Origin of the sequence: Leptothoe sp. LEGE 181152 (genome assembly GCF_032906605.1) — a bacterium.
GTDB classification, from domain to species: Bacteria; Cyanobacteriota; Cyanobacteriia; order Phormidesmidales; family Phormidesmidaceae; genus Leptothoe; species Leptothoe turfae.
Genome location: NZ_JASATU010000014.1, coordinates 145,291 through 160,473, shown reverse-complemented (window position 1 = coordinate 160,473; position 15,183 = coordinate 145,291). Strand labels below are relative to the sequence as shown.

Sequence of the window (15,183 nt, the reverse complement as noted above, 5' to 3'; positions counted from 1 at the left end):
GGGTTTCTTGGTCTTGTGTTTCATTGAAACGCCACAACAACGAACCGTCTCTATATATAGTATCGGTTAACTAAACCCGCGCCAGGGTGACCATTTCTGATTGATCCTGATACTTACCCTGGCGAGTTTCATAGCTAATTTGGCAAGGATCCCCTTCCAAAAATAAAAGCTGCACGACGCCCTCATTGGCGTAGATACGGCAGTCTGCGCTGGAGGAGTTGGAAAACTCTAATGTAAGGTAACCACGCCAGCCGGCTTCGGCTGGTGTCAGGTTAGCGATAATCCCGCAGCGGGCATAGGTACTTTTGCCGATACAAATAGTAGTAATGTTGTCGGGAATCGCAAGTCGCTCTAGGGCTACTCCCAAGCCGTAGGAATGGGCAGGCAATATGAAATAGCTGCCGGATTCATCACGTTGCAGCTGAGTGAGCTCCAAGTTTTCTGGATTAAAGTGTTTAGGGTCGATGACCGTGCCTGGTATATGACGGAAAATCCGAAATTCTTTAGGTGATAAGCGGATGTCGTATCCAAAAGAAGATAGTCCGTAGCTGATGACGGGCACGTTGGCACCATTTAGGTCTACCCGTCGCACTAGTTTGGTTTCAAAGGGCGCAATCATGCCCTCTTTGGCCATGGTGTTGATCCAAGCATCATTTTTGATCATTGTTTACGACTCACGACTCACCATATGGAAATGGGCTTGATTGCCTTTTGACTAGGGCAAAAACTCACGGCGGAACTCAGTGACCTGATCGGCCATTGACAGAATTGAATAGGGCATCTTAGGGCCTGTCAAAATGATATCCATTTGAGTGGGGCGGTGCTTAAGTAAATCGAGTACCTCTGCTTCGGGAATTAAACCGTATTCAATGGCAAGGCTGAGCTCATCTAGCATGACCAAACCATATTGATCGCTTTGTACAACTGACTTGACATGGGACCACAGCTCACCTACTGCCCTTTGGGCATCGGCATCGTCTGTAGTTTCAAAAATGCAACCAGCGTACCCGCAGCGTAACCAGTCTAAGTTTTGCCCCATGTGGGTCATGTGACCTGGGCCTTGGTCAATACCGCCTTTGAGAAACTGAGCTACTAGTACCGTCATACCTTGGTCTGCAGAGTGCAGGGCTTGAACCATGACATTGGTAAAAAAGCTGCGATGAACAGATGTAAATACCCGTATTGATCCTTCAAGGGCTTGTAAAAATGGGTGACGCTCCCCGCTGGCAATGTTTTGGGAAACATCAGGAACAGGCGAGAGGCGGGATGGGCGGCGGGCATTCTGATCTACCCTCAGCTGTTGAACCATAAAACGCTATATCTAGTAGCACTTTCTCAGTAGAGCCCTAAATATAGCGCATACCTGACAGATTTAAGCAGCTACTTAACATGATGATTTTCTTGCAAAGATAATGATACTCACCACTGGTGATGGATGCCCCAACCTTGCATAGCTCAGGCTTAGTGCTATATAGACTATATAGTTAAGATGTACTATCTGATGGGAGGGAGAATCTACGTTGCGAAAGCTGGGGACGCTAAAGCCACCACGGCCACCAGGGTAAGAGTTGCGATCGCAATCACCACGCTAGCTCTATCTGCTTTAATCCGTTTTTTCATCGTTCAAGTCTCGTAGGTCGCTATCGTAACACAGGGTTTGAGGATAGCCACGACACAGCTCTCAACGGCTAACCCACGCTATGGTCGAAGAGTTATATCGTTTTTTAGAACGCCACTCCAATGTTAAAAGCAGTTTTATTTGACTTAGATGGCACCCTGGCCAACACCGATCCAATTCACTTCCAAGTGTGGCAGACATTGCTGGCATCCCATGACATGGTCGTCGACCAGGAATTTTATGATCGCTTTATCAGCGGGCGTCTTAACCCTGATATTGTGCAAGATCTCTTACCGCAGCTTTCAGTGGAAGCAGGAGTAGCTTTTATTGCTGATAAAGAAGCTCAGTTTCGAGAAATGGCCGCGAATCAACTCCAGCGGATGCCAGGGCTGACCGACTTTCTTCACTCCATTGAGCAGAAAGGATATGCCATTGCCCTAGTGACAAATGCCCCCCGCCCCAATGCGGAATTTATGCTGAAAACCCTGGCCTTAAACGGTGTTTTTGATCCTATTGTCATTGCGGATGATTTACCTAAAGGTAAGCCTGATCCGCTTCCTTATCAAACTGCATTAGAGCAGTTGAGGCTGCTTCCAGATGAGGCAATTGTGTTTGAAGATTCTCCCACGGGTGTTCAGGCAGCGACTGCGGCGGGCATTCCCACTATTGGCGTGACGTCTACCCATAGCGACACGATCCTATGTCAATTAGGAGCCCAGTGTACGATTGCAGATTTTACCGATAGCCGATTGCTGGCCTATGTTGGCGATCCGGATGTGGCAGGTACAGCATCAAGATAGCGCTTAGAACGTTTGTCAGGGCCAGTCAATGATGAGTTGCAAGGACGTCCCAGACTCTTAGATGCTAGGAAGGGATTAGTTATGGATTTCCATTATGAGCAACGCTTCTGAACATTCGCCTGAGTCACAGACGGTCCAAGACCGTTTAGTGAATTTGCGTCAACTAGCGCAAGCATTTCCTAAGGAACAGCGGGAAGATGTCCTGCTAGAACTTGATGACCTCAGCACAGATCTAACCCATACGGATGGTTCTAGCTTGCAAACCCTCCACAAAAGGCTTAAACGGCTGGCTGCCATTGCCATGATGGCCCGTATGTTTGCTACGAATAACCAGCAGGTAATTGAAGAGTTTGCCAGTAATTTAGTCGAGCTGACCAATGCAACGAAGATTGGCGGGGGAGATAGTGAAGAGTAGGAGTGGGGGTAGGGCTAGTAATAATTTCTAGCGGGGGGTGGTGTGTAGGCCTGTTCTACCCAAATCTGGGTATTTACTGGTCCATAATGCTGGCGTAACGCATTTTCCACACGTTCACCGATAGTGTGGGACATGGCTAAAAATTCTGGATGAACGGCCAGATAAAGTTCGATCCAAACTTGGCGACCGACCATGCCCCGTGACCGAATGAGATTGCATCGGGTGACCCCCTCTACGCTAGTCGCTACCTGGGCAATCGCTTCAGGTGCAATGGCAGTGGGACGTAACAATGTGGGTAGTTGGGTGTCTAGGACGCGCCAGAAGCTGTGAAGGGTGAAGATGATAAGTGCGATCGCAAGCAGTGGATCGAGCCAAGTATAACCACGCCAGATACCTACCAAGCTTAACAGCATTATGATGCTGAGCCAGCCATTGCCTAAGACATGTTGTGTCGTGAGTTTAAGGGCCAAACTATTTAGATATCTGCCTTGGTAAGACACCAATAAAGCTAAAGTTAAGGCAATGGCTACCATGGCAGCCATCAACTGCATCAGCGCTACGGTCACTTCTACTGGAAAAGGAGTCGTAATCTTTTGCATTGCTAGTTGAAATTGCCTTAAAGCAACGATTAATAGGCTGACGCCAAAGAACCCTAACGTAGCTGCTAAAATTAACGCCCCTCCTGCTTCTCCTCGACCATGGCCCCATATTTCGCGTCCTAATGGACGATGCGATGAAGCGACCGCTGTCAAACTTAGAGCCGTGCTAAATACATCAATCAGAGTGTGGAGTGATTCTGCTAATAGACATACAGAATGACTGACCCAACCCGCTATGACCTCAATTGTCAAAATCACTAAATTAGCCCAGAGCATCATGAGCAATAGGCGGTAGCATGTTTGCCTTTGTTGCCCAGCATCTATGACCATGGGGGATTTTCTTTCAAGTTGAATGTGGGGTTAGCCATGATTTTCCCTACCGAACGCTATCAGTCAAGATGTCGTATGAGCCATGAACATTGGATCCTACCTATAGGAAACAATAAAAAAGCTACTGATTTAACCAGTAGCTAGAGTAAATATAGTAAGAATAGACCTGATACCCCTAAATTAATTTCAGGTCTGGCAGGCAAAGACATCACGAGCCGATGCCATCGCTCATCATATGTTTCTCAAACGTCTGTAACTTGCTGACAAAAGCAGACAGAAACTTCAGCTCAATATTCAGACAATACGAATAGCTATACGAGTCCTTGACAGCAGTTTAGAAAAGTTGGTTGCAGCGAATGCTTTTCTAAATCTTTTAAGAAGGATGTGGGAGAAGCAAGTGCATCTGATTGACTAATTGAAAATTTTAAAAGCAGAAAGGGTACCGACGACTGGCCGTGTTTCGTCTCGGTACCCTCACTGGTTCGCTCCTCACACACATCCATATGTTAGGGCACATCGTGGACTTTGTCATCCCCCCGTGGCAGGTTTGCATAGGTTAGATATCTAGAGTACCTACAATCGTTCAGCTAGTTGGTAGCCTAATCTGCCGTTCACAGACTGTTTCAAGACAATTCGAGTTGATTCTAGCCAAGGTCTAAGGGCAAAGACTTCTGGTGATTGATTGATTGGCGTAGTGCAGGCTGCTAATGCCAGGACAAGCTGTTGAACCTGTCGCAAAAGCTGAGGTGAGGTTGTCTGATGCCATCGATCGCAGATATCCAACAAACAATGAATCAGAGCTTGTAAAGGAGACCAGGAAGTTTGAAACGTTTCCGTTGGGCCCCTTTCGATGCTCCTTGCAGCGCTTTTTGTAGTTAAAAAATCGCGCTGATGATCACGGGTTTGCCATCGACAGCACAGCTCATAAGCAGATTGCAGTTGCCATAGGTCTTCAGGCGTAATCGGCCAAGGCGATGGTGCCAAGGGCAGTATCCACTGTTCTAGCTGCTGTTGCCACTGTGCCATTCCTCGCTGAGAAATGACGAACTCCAACCAACCATCCCTGGTCTTATGAACACTAGACCATAGGGGTGGAGTGGTTTGTTGGCGTAAGATCGATAACAGCATATTTGCGATGTCATCGCTTGGCTGCTGCCAGATTGTCGCCAACTTCCGTGAAATTGCAGAAATGTATGTAACTGTTCCGTTACAGTTAACTTTTTTTAAGGGAATATTCTGATGACAAATCTGTGTGGTTTTACCGATGCTTAACAAAACTGCTGAATACCTAAGGTGAGTATGAAGGTTTAATCTAGGTACATCTTGATTGATGGGATTAAGAACTTCAATCGAGGAAGCTAGATTAGACTGCAATGTCCGTTTTAACGAAAACCATGTCATATTTGTAATAGTCAAAGTAAGTAGGACAGACCCGACTCTGTTCAGGCCTTTTTAGCTTTATTGAAGAATTAGTGGTTGTATTTCAATCATCTCCTTCAATAAAAGCTGAAGTAAATATAAAGAAATCAATTTTAGGATGCCAACCAGGTTAGTCGTTTGTATTAATGTACTTGACATGTTTGTTCCGTATACTGATCGTGGTTTTACGGTTGACAGATATGGTGGTTCCTTGGTAGTTGACATAGAGCTTTAAATTACTTCTTTTTAATTTACATAAATGATTGCTTTCAGGGCGTATCGATAACTGGAATTTTCTTTAATCGGAAGCTTTCCAGGTTGTTTGTTTTGTCTACAAACTCTATGGCTTGACACTAGGTAAATGACACTATCTGAATTATCGACAACTTCCAGCACCTCCTCCATGTCCTCATCTATCCCATCAGATGACGCTCGGCCATTTCATGTATGGCAACGCATTCTGGATTGGGCGCAAGAGCACTATCGATGCCGCACTTTTAGTAAAGATGAGAGGATTCCGACACGCCCTGGACTGCTTTATTTAGTGCAACAGGGAGCTGTGCGCTTAGTTGGAAGCGCTCAGGTTAGCGCCACGCTAAAGCAGCAGAAGAGTTCATCTGCCAGGGTCCCCTTGGTGGCAGCTGAAGAAGCATTCCTAGGGTTTGTCGGTGCAGGTCAGCCGTTTGAGATCGTTGCGCAGCCACCATTTACCCTGCAAAGTTTTTCCCATGTAGATCAAACAACTATCGTTTGGCTTTACTGGAACGATTTGGACACGTGGCCTCATTTTCGTCGTGAGGTGCTAGACGCATTTCGTCGTCAGCACCAGCGTAAATTGCTTTGGTTAAGTACTTTGGGGCAGCGTCGTACCATCGATCGCCTGCTTGGTTTTCTAACTCTACTGGTTGATGAGTACGGTGAGCCCTGTGAAAATGGCTATTACCTGCCCTTCCCATTAACCCATGCTCAAATTGGTAGTGCTATCGGTTCAACCCGAGTAACCGTCACACGTCTGATGGGCAAATTGCGTCAGCGGGGTCTAATTCAGAGCCATGGGGAAAATTTGATTAGTATTCCTTTTAGTGCCAGCCTCAAGCAACAGGGATAAGAGCTGAGTTTATTTTTATTTGCCAAAACGTAGGGGGGGGCATGCACCCCCCTACGTTTTGGTGTTTCTAGAATTTGTGGAGCTTGGCACGGTTCCTTAGGATTATTGCAGGCGTGCAAACCCTACGCTGCTTAAAGCGGCTTGACCTTCATCCGATAAAATTAGCTCTGCATAGGCTTGGCCAATGGGCTTATCGATATTTGACACAATATAAATTTGACGCGTTAGAGGATAGTTTCCTGACTCAAATCCCTTTAGGTTGGGTTGATTGCGCTGATTAGGGCAGTTTTGTAAATCAATATAGGGGAGTTGATACGGAGGCTGTTGATTGATGGAGAGCGGTTTGACCGTACACTGACCTATGACTTCTGGAGCCGATGCAAAGTAAATAGCGCCTGGTGTGTTAGCTGTGAGACGAATCGCTTCAGTCGTGTTATTGCTGCGTTGTACCTGAGTACTTAGGGCTTCTCCATTCAGCACGATCTGGCTAAAAAACATCACGGTGCCACCTGCATCATCACGGGAAATGGGTACAACGGGAAGATCAGGGCCACCGAGTTGTTGCCAATTATTGACACGGCCAGTGTAGATATCCCGGAGGTCAGCCTGACTCAAATTTGAAAGTGGTAACGTTGGGTGGGTAACGACGGCAACCCCTTCAATGGCCACAGGAATTTCTTGTAACGCTATACCCTGTTGGTGGGCCTGTTGCTTGTCGGCTTGAGTGAGAGGGCGCGATGTCTGGGCAAAATCTAGTTCACCCTTGATCAGCATTTGAATACCAGCAGACGACCCTGGCGCTTGATTGCTGGGTGCTTGGTAGGTTAGTTGTAACCCCGGAATAGCCTGCTGTAGCTGAGGATCAATGATGCCTCGAATGGGAGCCCAAGTGGTGCTACCACCATAGGTGAATTGCCCGGTTGGTACATCGACATCTGCAAATTTTTCTGCTGGCTTGATGTCGGATAGCTGTGATGTTGGGGTGTTAAACAGACCCTTTTGTTTTATCCACCAACCTCCTCCAGCTACCAATGCGACGAGTAGAGCCAGACCGAGCATCCATGGCCGTATGACTCCTGGTTTGGTTTGGCGAGTTGAAACAGGGTTTTGGGAGGCTGCTGTGTTGAGTGGCTGAGGTGGTGACGTATTGAGCCTTGGTGCTGGTGGCGTAGCCGTTGCGGGTGGTGTTGCGGGTTTGGGGAGAGGTGGTGGGGGTGGTGACGGTGACGTCGGTGTTTGGGGCGTAGGTGTCGCTGCACCAGATACCGAATGACTGATGCTGGGCATCAAGACATCTAAGGCGGCCTGGGCACTGTGATATCGATCTTGAGGACTAGCACTTAGTAGTTTGGTGATGACATGGTCCAGATTTTTGTCTTCAAGGGTGATGTATTTTTGCCAAAGCCACTCGCTGCTATAGCTATCAAATAGATCTGCTGTTTCTTGGCCAGTCAATAAAATAATGCAGGTAACGGCTAAGGAATAGAGATCGGACGCTGGAAAAACTTGTCCACCAGTAACCTGCTCGGGAGGTGCGTAGCCTGTGGTGTAGATGCCTGTTGAACGATTTGATGCAGCGGCTCCAGTGACCTGTTTGACTGCTCCGAAATCTAACAAATACAGCTGATTATCAACTGTTTTCATAATGTTAGAAGGTTTGATATCGCGATGAATAGCTCCGTTACTATGGACAAAATCCAGGACTTTTAAAATAGAGATGAGGATAGCTTTAACTGCCCTTTCGGGTAAGGTGCCGCGCCGATCGAGAATTTGGTCTAAGTCTTCACCATCAATAAATTCTTGGACCAGGTAAAAGTATTCTTCATCCTGACCCGATGATGGAGATTTCACCACGATGGGGAAATAGGCGTAGAGATCGGGAATTTGTGGATGTTGATTTCCTAGACGCTCTAGGACCTCAGCCTCACGGGCAAAGAGCTTCTGAGCAATCTTTAATTGTTGTTGGTTGAGTTGGGCTGATGGTTGAAATAGCTTGACAACGCAGGGACGTAAGGTGGGGGTGTCGCGATCGCACGCATAATAAGCTGACCCAAACCCCCCTTGACCTAAAAGTCGCTGTGGCAAATACCGTCCTCTTAAAATTAACGGCATGCCACAGCTCGTGCAAAAGAGCTGAGACGCTGTTTGAAGCGAATCCTTTAGGTTTGGATGGAAGTTAACTGGTCGAGAACAGCCGGGTCTAGTGCAGTGTAATTGCATGGAGCAGCAACGTGACGACGTATTCAAGTGGCAACGCCCAAGAATAAGCTTAACTAAAGCTTAATTGCTCTCTTCAACAGGTTTTTGGTCTACTTGCTTGCCGTTGGTATCTGCTTTAGCGGGTGCTGCCTGATTTCCCCCATTTTTCTTGCGATCAGAGCGCTGATCAAAGTCAATTTCCCGGTTTGTAAACTGAGGCAGAATCTCCTTGGTAAAAGCTCCAGCTGCCGTTGAGCGATAGCGATTGGGATTAAAAATCACCGATAGGGTGCGTTTGACTACGACCGAGTCAATTTTGGCTCGATGCAATACTCCCATCTGTAATTCTTTCTCAATGGCTGAGATTGAGACAAAGGCCACTCCCAGCCCAGACTGAACGGCGTTTTTAATGGCCTCAATGGAGTTCAGTTCCATTTCGGTTCTTAGCCGCCGGGTTTCAATGCCGCACCGGGTGAGTACCTGGTCGATTACCTTACGAATAGTAGATTGGGAATCGAGGGAAATAAATTTTAGTTTGTAGAGATCTTCTCGCTGAATCGCTTGACTACTGGCCAGTGGATGGAAGACAGGCATAATCAACGCCAGTTCGTCTTCAGCGTAGGGGATAATTTCCAGCGAATCCTGTAGTTCTGGAGGGACTTCACCCCCAATAATCGCCAGGTCAATCTGGCCATTGCCGACACTCCAAGAGGTGCGGCGAGTGGAATGCACATGAAGCTGTACCGCCACATCTGGATAGCGTTGACGAAACAGGCCAATCATCCTTGGTAGTAGATAGGTGCCTGTGGTTTGGCTGGCCCCCACAATCAGAGTGCCCCCCTGTAGTTTTTGCAAATCCTCAATGGCGCGACAGGTCTCTTGGCAAAGACTGAGGATGCGATCGCCATATTCCAGCAACAAATATCCCGCTTCAGTGAGCTGTGCTCTCCTACCACCACGGTCAAATAGAGGGACATCCAACTGACGCTCTAAATTTTGTACCTGCAGGCTAACGGCAGGCTGAGATACATACAGACTATCGGCAGCTCGCTTGAAACTACCCTCTGCCGCAATCGCCTTTAGAATGCGCAGTTGATCTAACGTAAACGGGAGGTCAGACATAACGGTTAGGGTGTTAACGCCGGTATTTCAAGCAAAATCCGTGGCACGATCAATAAGGGCCTCTACTAATAAGAGCACTTTAAAGTATCTAACAAATAGAGCTACCCTGTCGCTGCTTAACACACTTACTAGCACGTTAAAGTCCACAGGATACGTAGATCATTCATTCCTTATGAGGGGAGAATAACTCAAAACGTTAGCTAAAGTATTTTTTGTGAGGAAAACTTTTAAAGCTTGTCAATGAGTTTACCGATTTTATTGAACGTTTGTGGTCATATTCTATCTGCTCTAGTCTTGCTTATATGCAGTTCCAATTAATTCAAAATTTTCTAGACCTGCCCGGTATTATTGGTTTTAGTCTGGTGCCTTTAAATGACACCTCCAATCACGCTTATAGCGTTGGCTTTCCTCAAGGGAACGGGCCTGATAAAAATCCCCTACTGCTACAAGGAATTCAACAGATTATCAAGACAACGCCCACCTCGCTAGAATTTTGTGCATTTCAATTTGGGTCGTATCAGGTGGAGTTGCACAAGGTTGAGAGCGGAGCTGTCTTACTAGTTTTTAGTGAAGGCACACTCTCTAGCCAGTATTCGAAGTCGGTCAGTGAGCTAATGCAGTTCATTAAAGCTGACTATTTAGCGTTAGTTGAGAGCATACAGTCCATTCATGCCGACAATGTAACTCCTGCCACAACATTCTCTGCACAGCGGCAAACAGCTAGTGTTGATGATGTTGTAGCGGCGATGAATAGTCTTAGTCAGGTAACGAGTCGATATTTAGGCACGCAATTGGTGGCTAATCATTGGCGCACCTATCAATCCCAGGACATGGTCTGGCTGAAGAAATTTTGTATTTCCGTTGATGGCACGATCAGTGTGAAGGATGTAGATTCAAAACTTTCGCCGGAACAGCTCACAGAGATTCGTCTGTGGACTCAGCGATTTCATCAGCGATGTACCCGTATTATTCGAGATTACGACGTATTAGTGGAGCAGACACTACCTAAAGAGCACTGGCAGCTGCTGTTTGGTGGATAACTGTTGTGTTGCGGATATTAGTGACGGTAAACCAAACACTGAGTCAATTTTAAACACTTGCCAGTCACTATGTTTACGTGAATAGTGGAAAATTTTGCCCGATATTTAAACACCTATGGTAAAGACAGTTCGGTTAGAACCGATTGCCCAGGAGAGTGCCGTTGAAACTAACGGCAACCTGTTATCGGTCTTATTACATCAAGAGTTAACTGTATTAAAGGAATGTGGCGGACGAGGTATGTGTGCTACCTGCCACGTTTATGTCAATGAAGGCATGGATGAATTGACCCCCATCAGTCGACGGGAGCAACGTACCCTAGCAATTATTACTTCCTGTAGAGCCAATTCTCGTTTAGCCTGTCAAGCTCGGGTGAAGGGGAATGGTGTAGTGGTGGAGTTACCCCCTGGCATGTACGTCAACTCCATCAAGGACATTGAGTCTCTGATTGGTCGTCGAGCCGACCAAGACTTACTGCACCCTTTGACTGGTGCCGTGCTGGTAGAACAGGGCAAATTAATTACCCGGTCGATGTTACGCAAAATTGCAAATGGTGCCGATTTAAACCTGAACGAGTATTTCAACCACAGTACCTAGAATGTAGGTATCTGGTAGACGGCACTATGTAGGCAGGTCCCTGTATTGCTTAGATTATTTTGTAACGATATGTTTACGCCCATAGTCTTCAAGGTCTTTTTGAGAAAGACAATTTAATATCTTTATTAAAAGATTTAGTATCTTATTGAGCTTTCTAGGTAAACAGCACCCTTTAGTATGGGTTTAATTGAGGGCTCGGCCAGATAATACTTGATGTGGCTGCTTGTATTTTTAGATATTGATGGCTGTCGATAAATCTAGGGATCTTAATCTCCGTCAACAAAATGTGATGCGTGCCACTGTGCGCCACTATGTGTCGACAGCAGAGCCTGTGGGGTCCAAAGCCTTGCTGGATGCCTATGACTTAAATGTCAGTGCGGCCACAGTGCGAAATGTCATGGGGGCACTGGAGCGCTCTGGTTTTTTATATCAGCCCCACACATCAGCAGGGCGAGTGCCTTCTGACTCAGGATATCGGCTCTATGTGGATCAGCTGATTAAGCCTTCAAGGCCAACGGCTCTGCGGATCGATCAACTTTTGTCACAGCATCTAGATTGGCAGGGATGGAGCATTGAGGCCTTGTTGCAGGAAGCGGCTCACATTCTGGCTCACTTGAGTGGCTATGTGGCTTTAGTGACCATGCCTGTATTAGAAAAAATGGTGGTCAAGCACTTACAGCTAGTGCAAATATCGGCTGAGCAAGTGCTTTTAGTGGTGGTCTTAGATAGCTACGGTACTGAGTCTATGGTGGTTAGTTTGCCTAGAGGCACTACGGGGGCCGGGGGAACCCAAGACGAGGAAGTGCTGAATCGAGAGCTACAGATTTTATCCAATTTTTTAACCGCTCAGCTATGTGGCAGGCAGCTGTCTGAGATCTCTAGCTTAGATTGGGATGAAGTAGATACAGCCGAACATCATGTTGTAGCCCTTTGTCAGGCCATTGATGACCTGTCGCGCCGTAAGCGTCAGCCCCAAACCCATATTTTGGTAAAAGGTGTAGCGGATGTGTTGAGTCAGCCGGAGTTTGCAGAGCAAAGTCAGCTGAGAAACCTGGTGTCGTTGTTGGCAGATGGACGCGAGCAGCTATGGCCCTTGATCTACTCAGACGATAGCCCGCTGCTTAAGATTTGGATTGGAGAGGAAAATCCGCTGGAGCCAATGCAAAGCTGTGCTCTGATTTCAGCGACCTATAATCGGGACTCTCTGCCGTTGGGTAGTGTGGGGGTGATGGGACCCACTCGGATGCTGTATGAAAATACAATTGCAGCTGTTGAAGCCACATCTAGTTATCTATCAGAGATTATGTCAGGCTTAGACGTTAACCAGTAGGCGGCGACAATGCCACTGATAAAGCCAAAAAGGTGGCTTTCCCAGGAAATTCCAGGTTGTGTGGGTAAAACTCCCCAAAACATTGCGCCATAGGTAACTAGGATAAATAAGGATATTGCGATCGCACCCATCGTTCGTTCGTAATATCCTCGGGCTACTAAAAATCCTAAATAGCCAAAGATTAGGCCACTGGCCCCAATGTGGACGGTTGAACCTAGAGAAAAGAGACTGCCCAATAACCATGTGCTTGCTCCCCCCAGGATCGTAATCATCACTGTGGCTTTGATCCAGGTGTCGATAGAGCGCAGCATCACCCACCAGCTGAGGGTGAGCATGGGTACTGTATTCGCTAATAAATGATTAAATCCACCATGGAGAAATGGGGCAAAGAGAATTCCCCAGATCCCATCTATAGAACGGGGGCGAATACCGTATCGATCGAGATGCCCACCAAACACTAAAAAATCTATAATTTCAATACACCATAGGGTAATCAAAACGATACCCAATAGCTGAAATCGAGCTACGGTAGCAGATTTCAGTTCAGATAAGAGAGGACGATCGGATGACATGTTTTGAGATGGCATTAACTCAGGATGTGGGCAACCTATGCGGCACAGGCTTGGAATAACCACTAGTTCCTAGGTTAAGCCAACTACCGTAAAGTTGCCTTCGCTTCTCTTGCAAATTTGCATTTCTACCGCCCTACCTGCGTCACCACCCTCATCTCACGTTTGACTCCCTTCACTCCATTTACAGAAACGACGTGATCCTTCCAGAACTGCTAGCGGTGCTCTCGATTTCGGCAGCCACTGGCCTCAGACTGGCGTTACCATTACTGCTGATTGGCCTGTTTTCAGGCGAACAGTTATGGGCCGCTGTGCCAATTTTGGCCAACATTCCTCAGATGTTGGTGGTTGCCGTGTTGGTGATTTGGTCCCTGCTAGAATTGACGATTTCTAAAGATCGGGTCAGTCGTCGATTTTTGCAAAGTGCGGAGCTGTTTATCAGTCCGTTTGTTGGCACAATTGCTGGCGTTGCGATCGCACGCCTCGCTGATATCAATGACAGCCTCACCCTTGTCCTTTTAGCCGTGACAGGAGGCGTGCTTGCCTTGGTTATTCAAATGGTTCAAGTGGGCTGGCTATATCGTTTTAACAGCCCGCCCATGTGGATGATTTTTGTGGAAGATGCCCTTTGCATCTGCCTGGTATTCTTTGCCTTTGATGCACCGGAACAAGGTGGCCTAATTGCTTTATTTTTACTTTGGTTTGCTATCCGGAGTTCAGCTGTCTGGCGGCAATGGCAGAAAAAACGGTGATAAAAATGCCGGAGGGTGGGCATTGCCCACCCTCCGGCATTTTTGTATTGCTCTTGCAGAATTACATCAGTCCAGCAATGTGCAACGGCCCATGACCGCTTACCATTTCCAGCAGTAGTGCCAAGAAACCCACCATCGCTAGGCGACCATTCCAGACCTCGGCAAAGGGAGTTAACCCCCATGCAGACTTATCTTGAGGGTAAATACGTACCTGTTTCTGCAACTGCGCAGCGTCAGAAAATAGCTTACGGGGAGATTCCAACGCCTTTACCACCATGTTACCCATGTCTTCAATAAAGACAGGATAGGTATTCAGGGCAGGAACTCGGTGGAATCCTTTGATGCCAGATTCTTCAGCCAACTCGCGATATTCAATATCGATTTCCTGCAAAGTTTCAATGTGCTCAGATACAAAGCTAATGGGCACAACCACAAGGTCATCAATGCCTTTCTCTGCCAACTCTTCAATGGCATCTTCTGTGTAGGGCTGTAGCCACTCTACGGGGCCTACACGACTTTGATAAGCCAGTGTAAAGTCATTGGGACGATTGACCGCTTTTATGATTAAGTCAACGCAGTGCTCCATCTCTCGCTGGTATGGATCACCTGCTTCTTCGACATAGCTAACGGGTACACCATGGGCGCTAAAGAAGATGTGACCACTTTCAGGATTTGGTAGTTTATCCAGCTCTTGAATGATCAAATCTGCCATAGCTCTGACATAGCCAGGGCTGTTGTACCAAGACGGAATCAGGGTGTAGTTAATTTTCTGTAGGGCGGGGTCGGCCTGCCAAAGTTTTTCTAGCAGCCGGAAACTAGAGCCACTAGTACTAATGGAAAACTGAGGATATAGAGGCAAAATAACGAGGTCTTCAATGCCATCTTGCTTAATTTGAGCAACAGCCTCTTCAGTGAAGGGATACCAGTAGCGCATGCCAATATAAATCTTGACATCGCGCCCCAGTTTTTGTAAGTACTCCTTGAGGGCTGTCCCCTGCTCTTCAGTAATACGGCGTAGGGGAGAACCACCTCCAATCTCCTTATAATTGTCCTGGGATTTATTAGCACGGCTAGTGGAAATTAGCCAAGCGAGAGGTTTTTGCAACCAGGGAAATGGGAGCCGGATAATCTCTGGGTCAGCAAACAAGTTGAACAGAAAAGGACGGACATCCTCTAACTGCTCTGGACCTCCAAGATTAAGTAATAAGACTCCAGTACGACCCATGACAGCGCAGTTACCTTTATAAACGAAGTTTTAATCATCTTTGACTTATCGTAACAACTAAC

General features: G+C 46.9%; 15 protein-coding genes and 1 pseudogene. 7 read left to right on the top strand and 9 right to left on the bottom strand.

The window, feature by feature from the left end; genetic code table 11:
• Positions 1-70: 70 nt before the first annotated feature.
• Positions 71-664 (bottom strand): dCTP deaminase, encoded by a 594-nt coding sequence (gene dcd / locus QGP82_RS07815; protein WP_163664865.1) that lies wholly within the window; start codon positions 662-664, stop codon positions 71-73.
• Between the two features lie 51 nt (positions 665-715).
• The gene (locus tag QGP82_RS07810) at positions 716-1,309 is read right to left on the bottom strand and encodes a cob(I)yrinic acid a,c-diamide adenosyltransferase (RefSeq protein WP_499058205.1); all 594 of its coding nucleotides are present in this window, start codon (positions 1,307-1,309) and stop codon (positions 716-718) included.
• 431 nt (positions 1,310-1,740) lie between these two features.
• Here QGP82_RS07810 and QGP82_RS07805 point away from each other — a divergent pair, with 431 nt between their 5' ends.
• Together QGP82_RS07805 and QGP82_RS07800 are read left to right on the top strand one after the other, a co-directional pair.
• Positions 1,741-2,418 (top strand): HAD family hydrolase, encoded by a 678-nt coding sequence (locus QGP82_RS07805; RefSeq protein ID WP_163664867.1) that lies wholly within the window; start codon positions 1,741-1,743, stop codon positions 2,416-2,418.
• Between the two features lie 94 nt (positions 2,419-2,512).
• Positions 2,513-2,833, top strand: a complete 321-nt coding sequence (locus QGP82_RS07800) for a hypothetical protein (protein ID WP_163664869.1) — start codon at positions 2,513-2,515, stop codon at positions 2,831-2,833.
• Between the two features lie 14 nt (positions 2,834-2,847).
• Here the strand turns inward: QGP82_RS07800 and QGP82_RS07795 are convergent, their stop codons facing one another.
• A complete protein-coding gene (locus QGP82_RS07795; protein ID WP_499058202.1) occupies positions 2,848-3,762 on the bottom strand; it encodes a cation diffusion facilitator family transporter in 915 nt (304 codons plus the stop codon).
• Positions 3,763-4,335: 573 nt separating this feature from the next.
• Positions 4,336-4,890 carry a hypothetical protein gene (locus QGP82_RS07790; RefSeq protein ID WP_499058200.1) on the bottom strand — a complete coding sequence of 185 codons (555 nt, stop codon included), beginning with the start codon at positions 4,888-4,890 and terminating at the stop codon, positions 4,336-4,338.
• 694 nt (positions 4,891-5,584) lie between these two features.
• Between QGP82_RS07790 and QGP82_RS07785 the strand changes: the two genes are divergently transcribed.
• On the top strand, positions 5,585-6,289 hold the full coding sequence (locus QGP82_RS07785) for a Crp/Fnr family transcriptional regulator (RefSeq protein WP_163668339.1): 705 nt from the start codon (positions 5,585-5,587) through the stop codon (positions 6,287-6,289).
• Between the two features lie 102 nt (positions 6,290-6,391).
• On the opposite strand, the gene QGP82_RS07780 is transcribed toward QGP82_RS07785, so the two are convergent.
• The 3 genes and pseudogenes from QGP82_RS07780 to QGP82_RS07770 form a co-directional block, all read right to left on the bottom strand.
• Entirely contained in the window at positions 6,392-8,401 is a 2,010-nt protein-coding gene (locus QGP82_RS07780) for a protein kinase domain-containing protein (RefSeq protein ID WP_499058207.1), read from the bottom strand.
• A 3-nt stretch (positions 8,402-8,404) separates the two neighbouring features.
• Positions 8,405-8,509, bottom strand: a pseudogene (locus QGP82_RS07775) (4-Cys prefix domain-containing protein); the annotation flags it as partial.
• 60 nt (positions 8,510-8,569) lie between these two features.
• Positions 8,570-9,610, bottom strand: coding sequence for a LysR family transcriptional regulator (locus QGP82_RS07770; protein WP_163668335.1), 1,041 nt, complete (start codon positions 9,608-9,610; stop codon positions 8,570-8,572).
• A 302-nt stretch (positions 9,611-9,912) separates the two neighbouring features.
• Here QGP82_RS07770 and QGP82_RS07765 point away from each other — a divergent pair, with 302 nt between their 5' ends.
• The 3 genes from QGP82_RS07765 to hrcA all read left to right on the top strand — a co-directional run bounded on the left by QGP82_RS07765 (position 9,913) and on the right by hrcA (position 12,575).
• Entirely contained in the window at positions 9,913-10,650 is a 738-nt protein-coding gene (locus QGP82_RS07765; RefSeq protein WP_499058197.1) for a hypothetical protein, read from the top strand.
• A gap of 115 nt (positions 10,651-10,765) precedes the next feature.
• On the top strand, positions 10,766-11,245 hold the full coding sequence (locus QGP82_RS07760) for a 2Fe-2S iron-sulfur cluster-binding protein (protein WP_006517953.1): 480 nt from the start codon (positions 10,766-10,768) through the stop codon (positions 11,243-11,245).
• Between the two features lie 241 nt (positions 11,246-11,486).
• Complete coding sequence (gene hrcA / locus QGP82_RS07755) at positions 11,487-12,575, top strand: heat-inducible transcriptional repressor HrcA (RefSeq protein ID WP_499058195.1); 1,089 nt, start codon at positions 11,487-11,489, stop codon at positions 12,573-12,575.
• Here the strand turns inward: hrcA and QGP82_RS07750 are convergent.
• Positions 12,533-13,147, bottom strand: coding sequence for a rhomboid family intramembrane serine protease (locus QGP82_RS07750; protein ID WP_499058194.1), 615 nt, complete (start codon positions 13,145-13,147; stop codon positions 12,533-12,535). The genes hrcA and QGP82_RS07750 overlap by 43 nt on opposite strands.
• A 194-nt stretch (positions 13,148-13,341) precedes the next feature.
• Here QGP82_RS07750 and QGP82_RS07745 point away from each other — a divergent pair, with 194 nt between their 5' ends.
• Entirely contained in the window at positions 13,342-13,896 is a 555-nt protein-coding gene (locus QGP82_RS07745) for a DUF4126 family protein (protein ID WP_163668329.1), read from the top strand.
• A 61-nt stretch (positions 13,897-13,957) separates the two neighbouring features.
• On the opposite strand, the gene hemH is transcribed toward QGP82_RS07745, so the two are convergent.
• Positions 13,958-15,121 (bottom strand): ferrochelatase, encoded by a 1,164-nt coding sequence (hemH, locus tag QGP82_RS07740; protein ID WP_163668327.1) that lies wholly within the window; start codon positions 15,119-15,121, stop codon positions 13,958-13,960.
• Between the last annotated feature and the right edge of the window lie 62 nt (positions 15,122-15,183).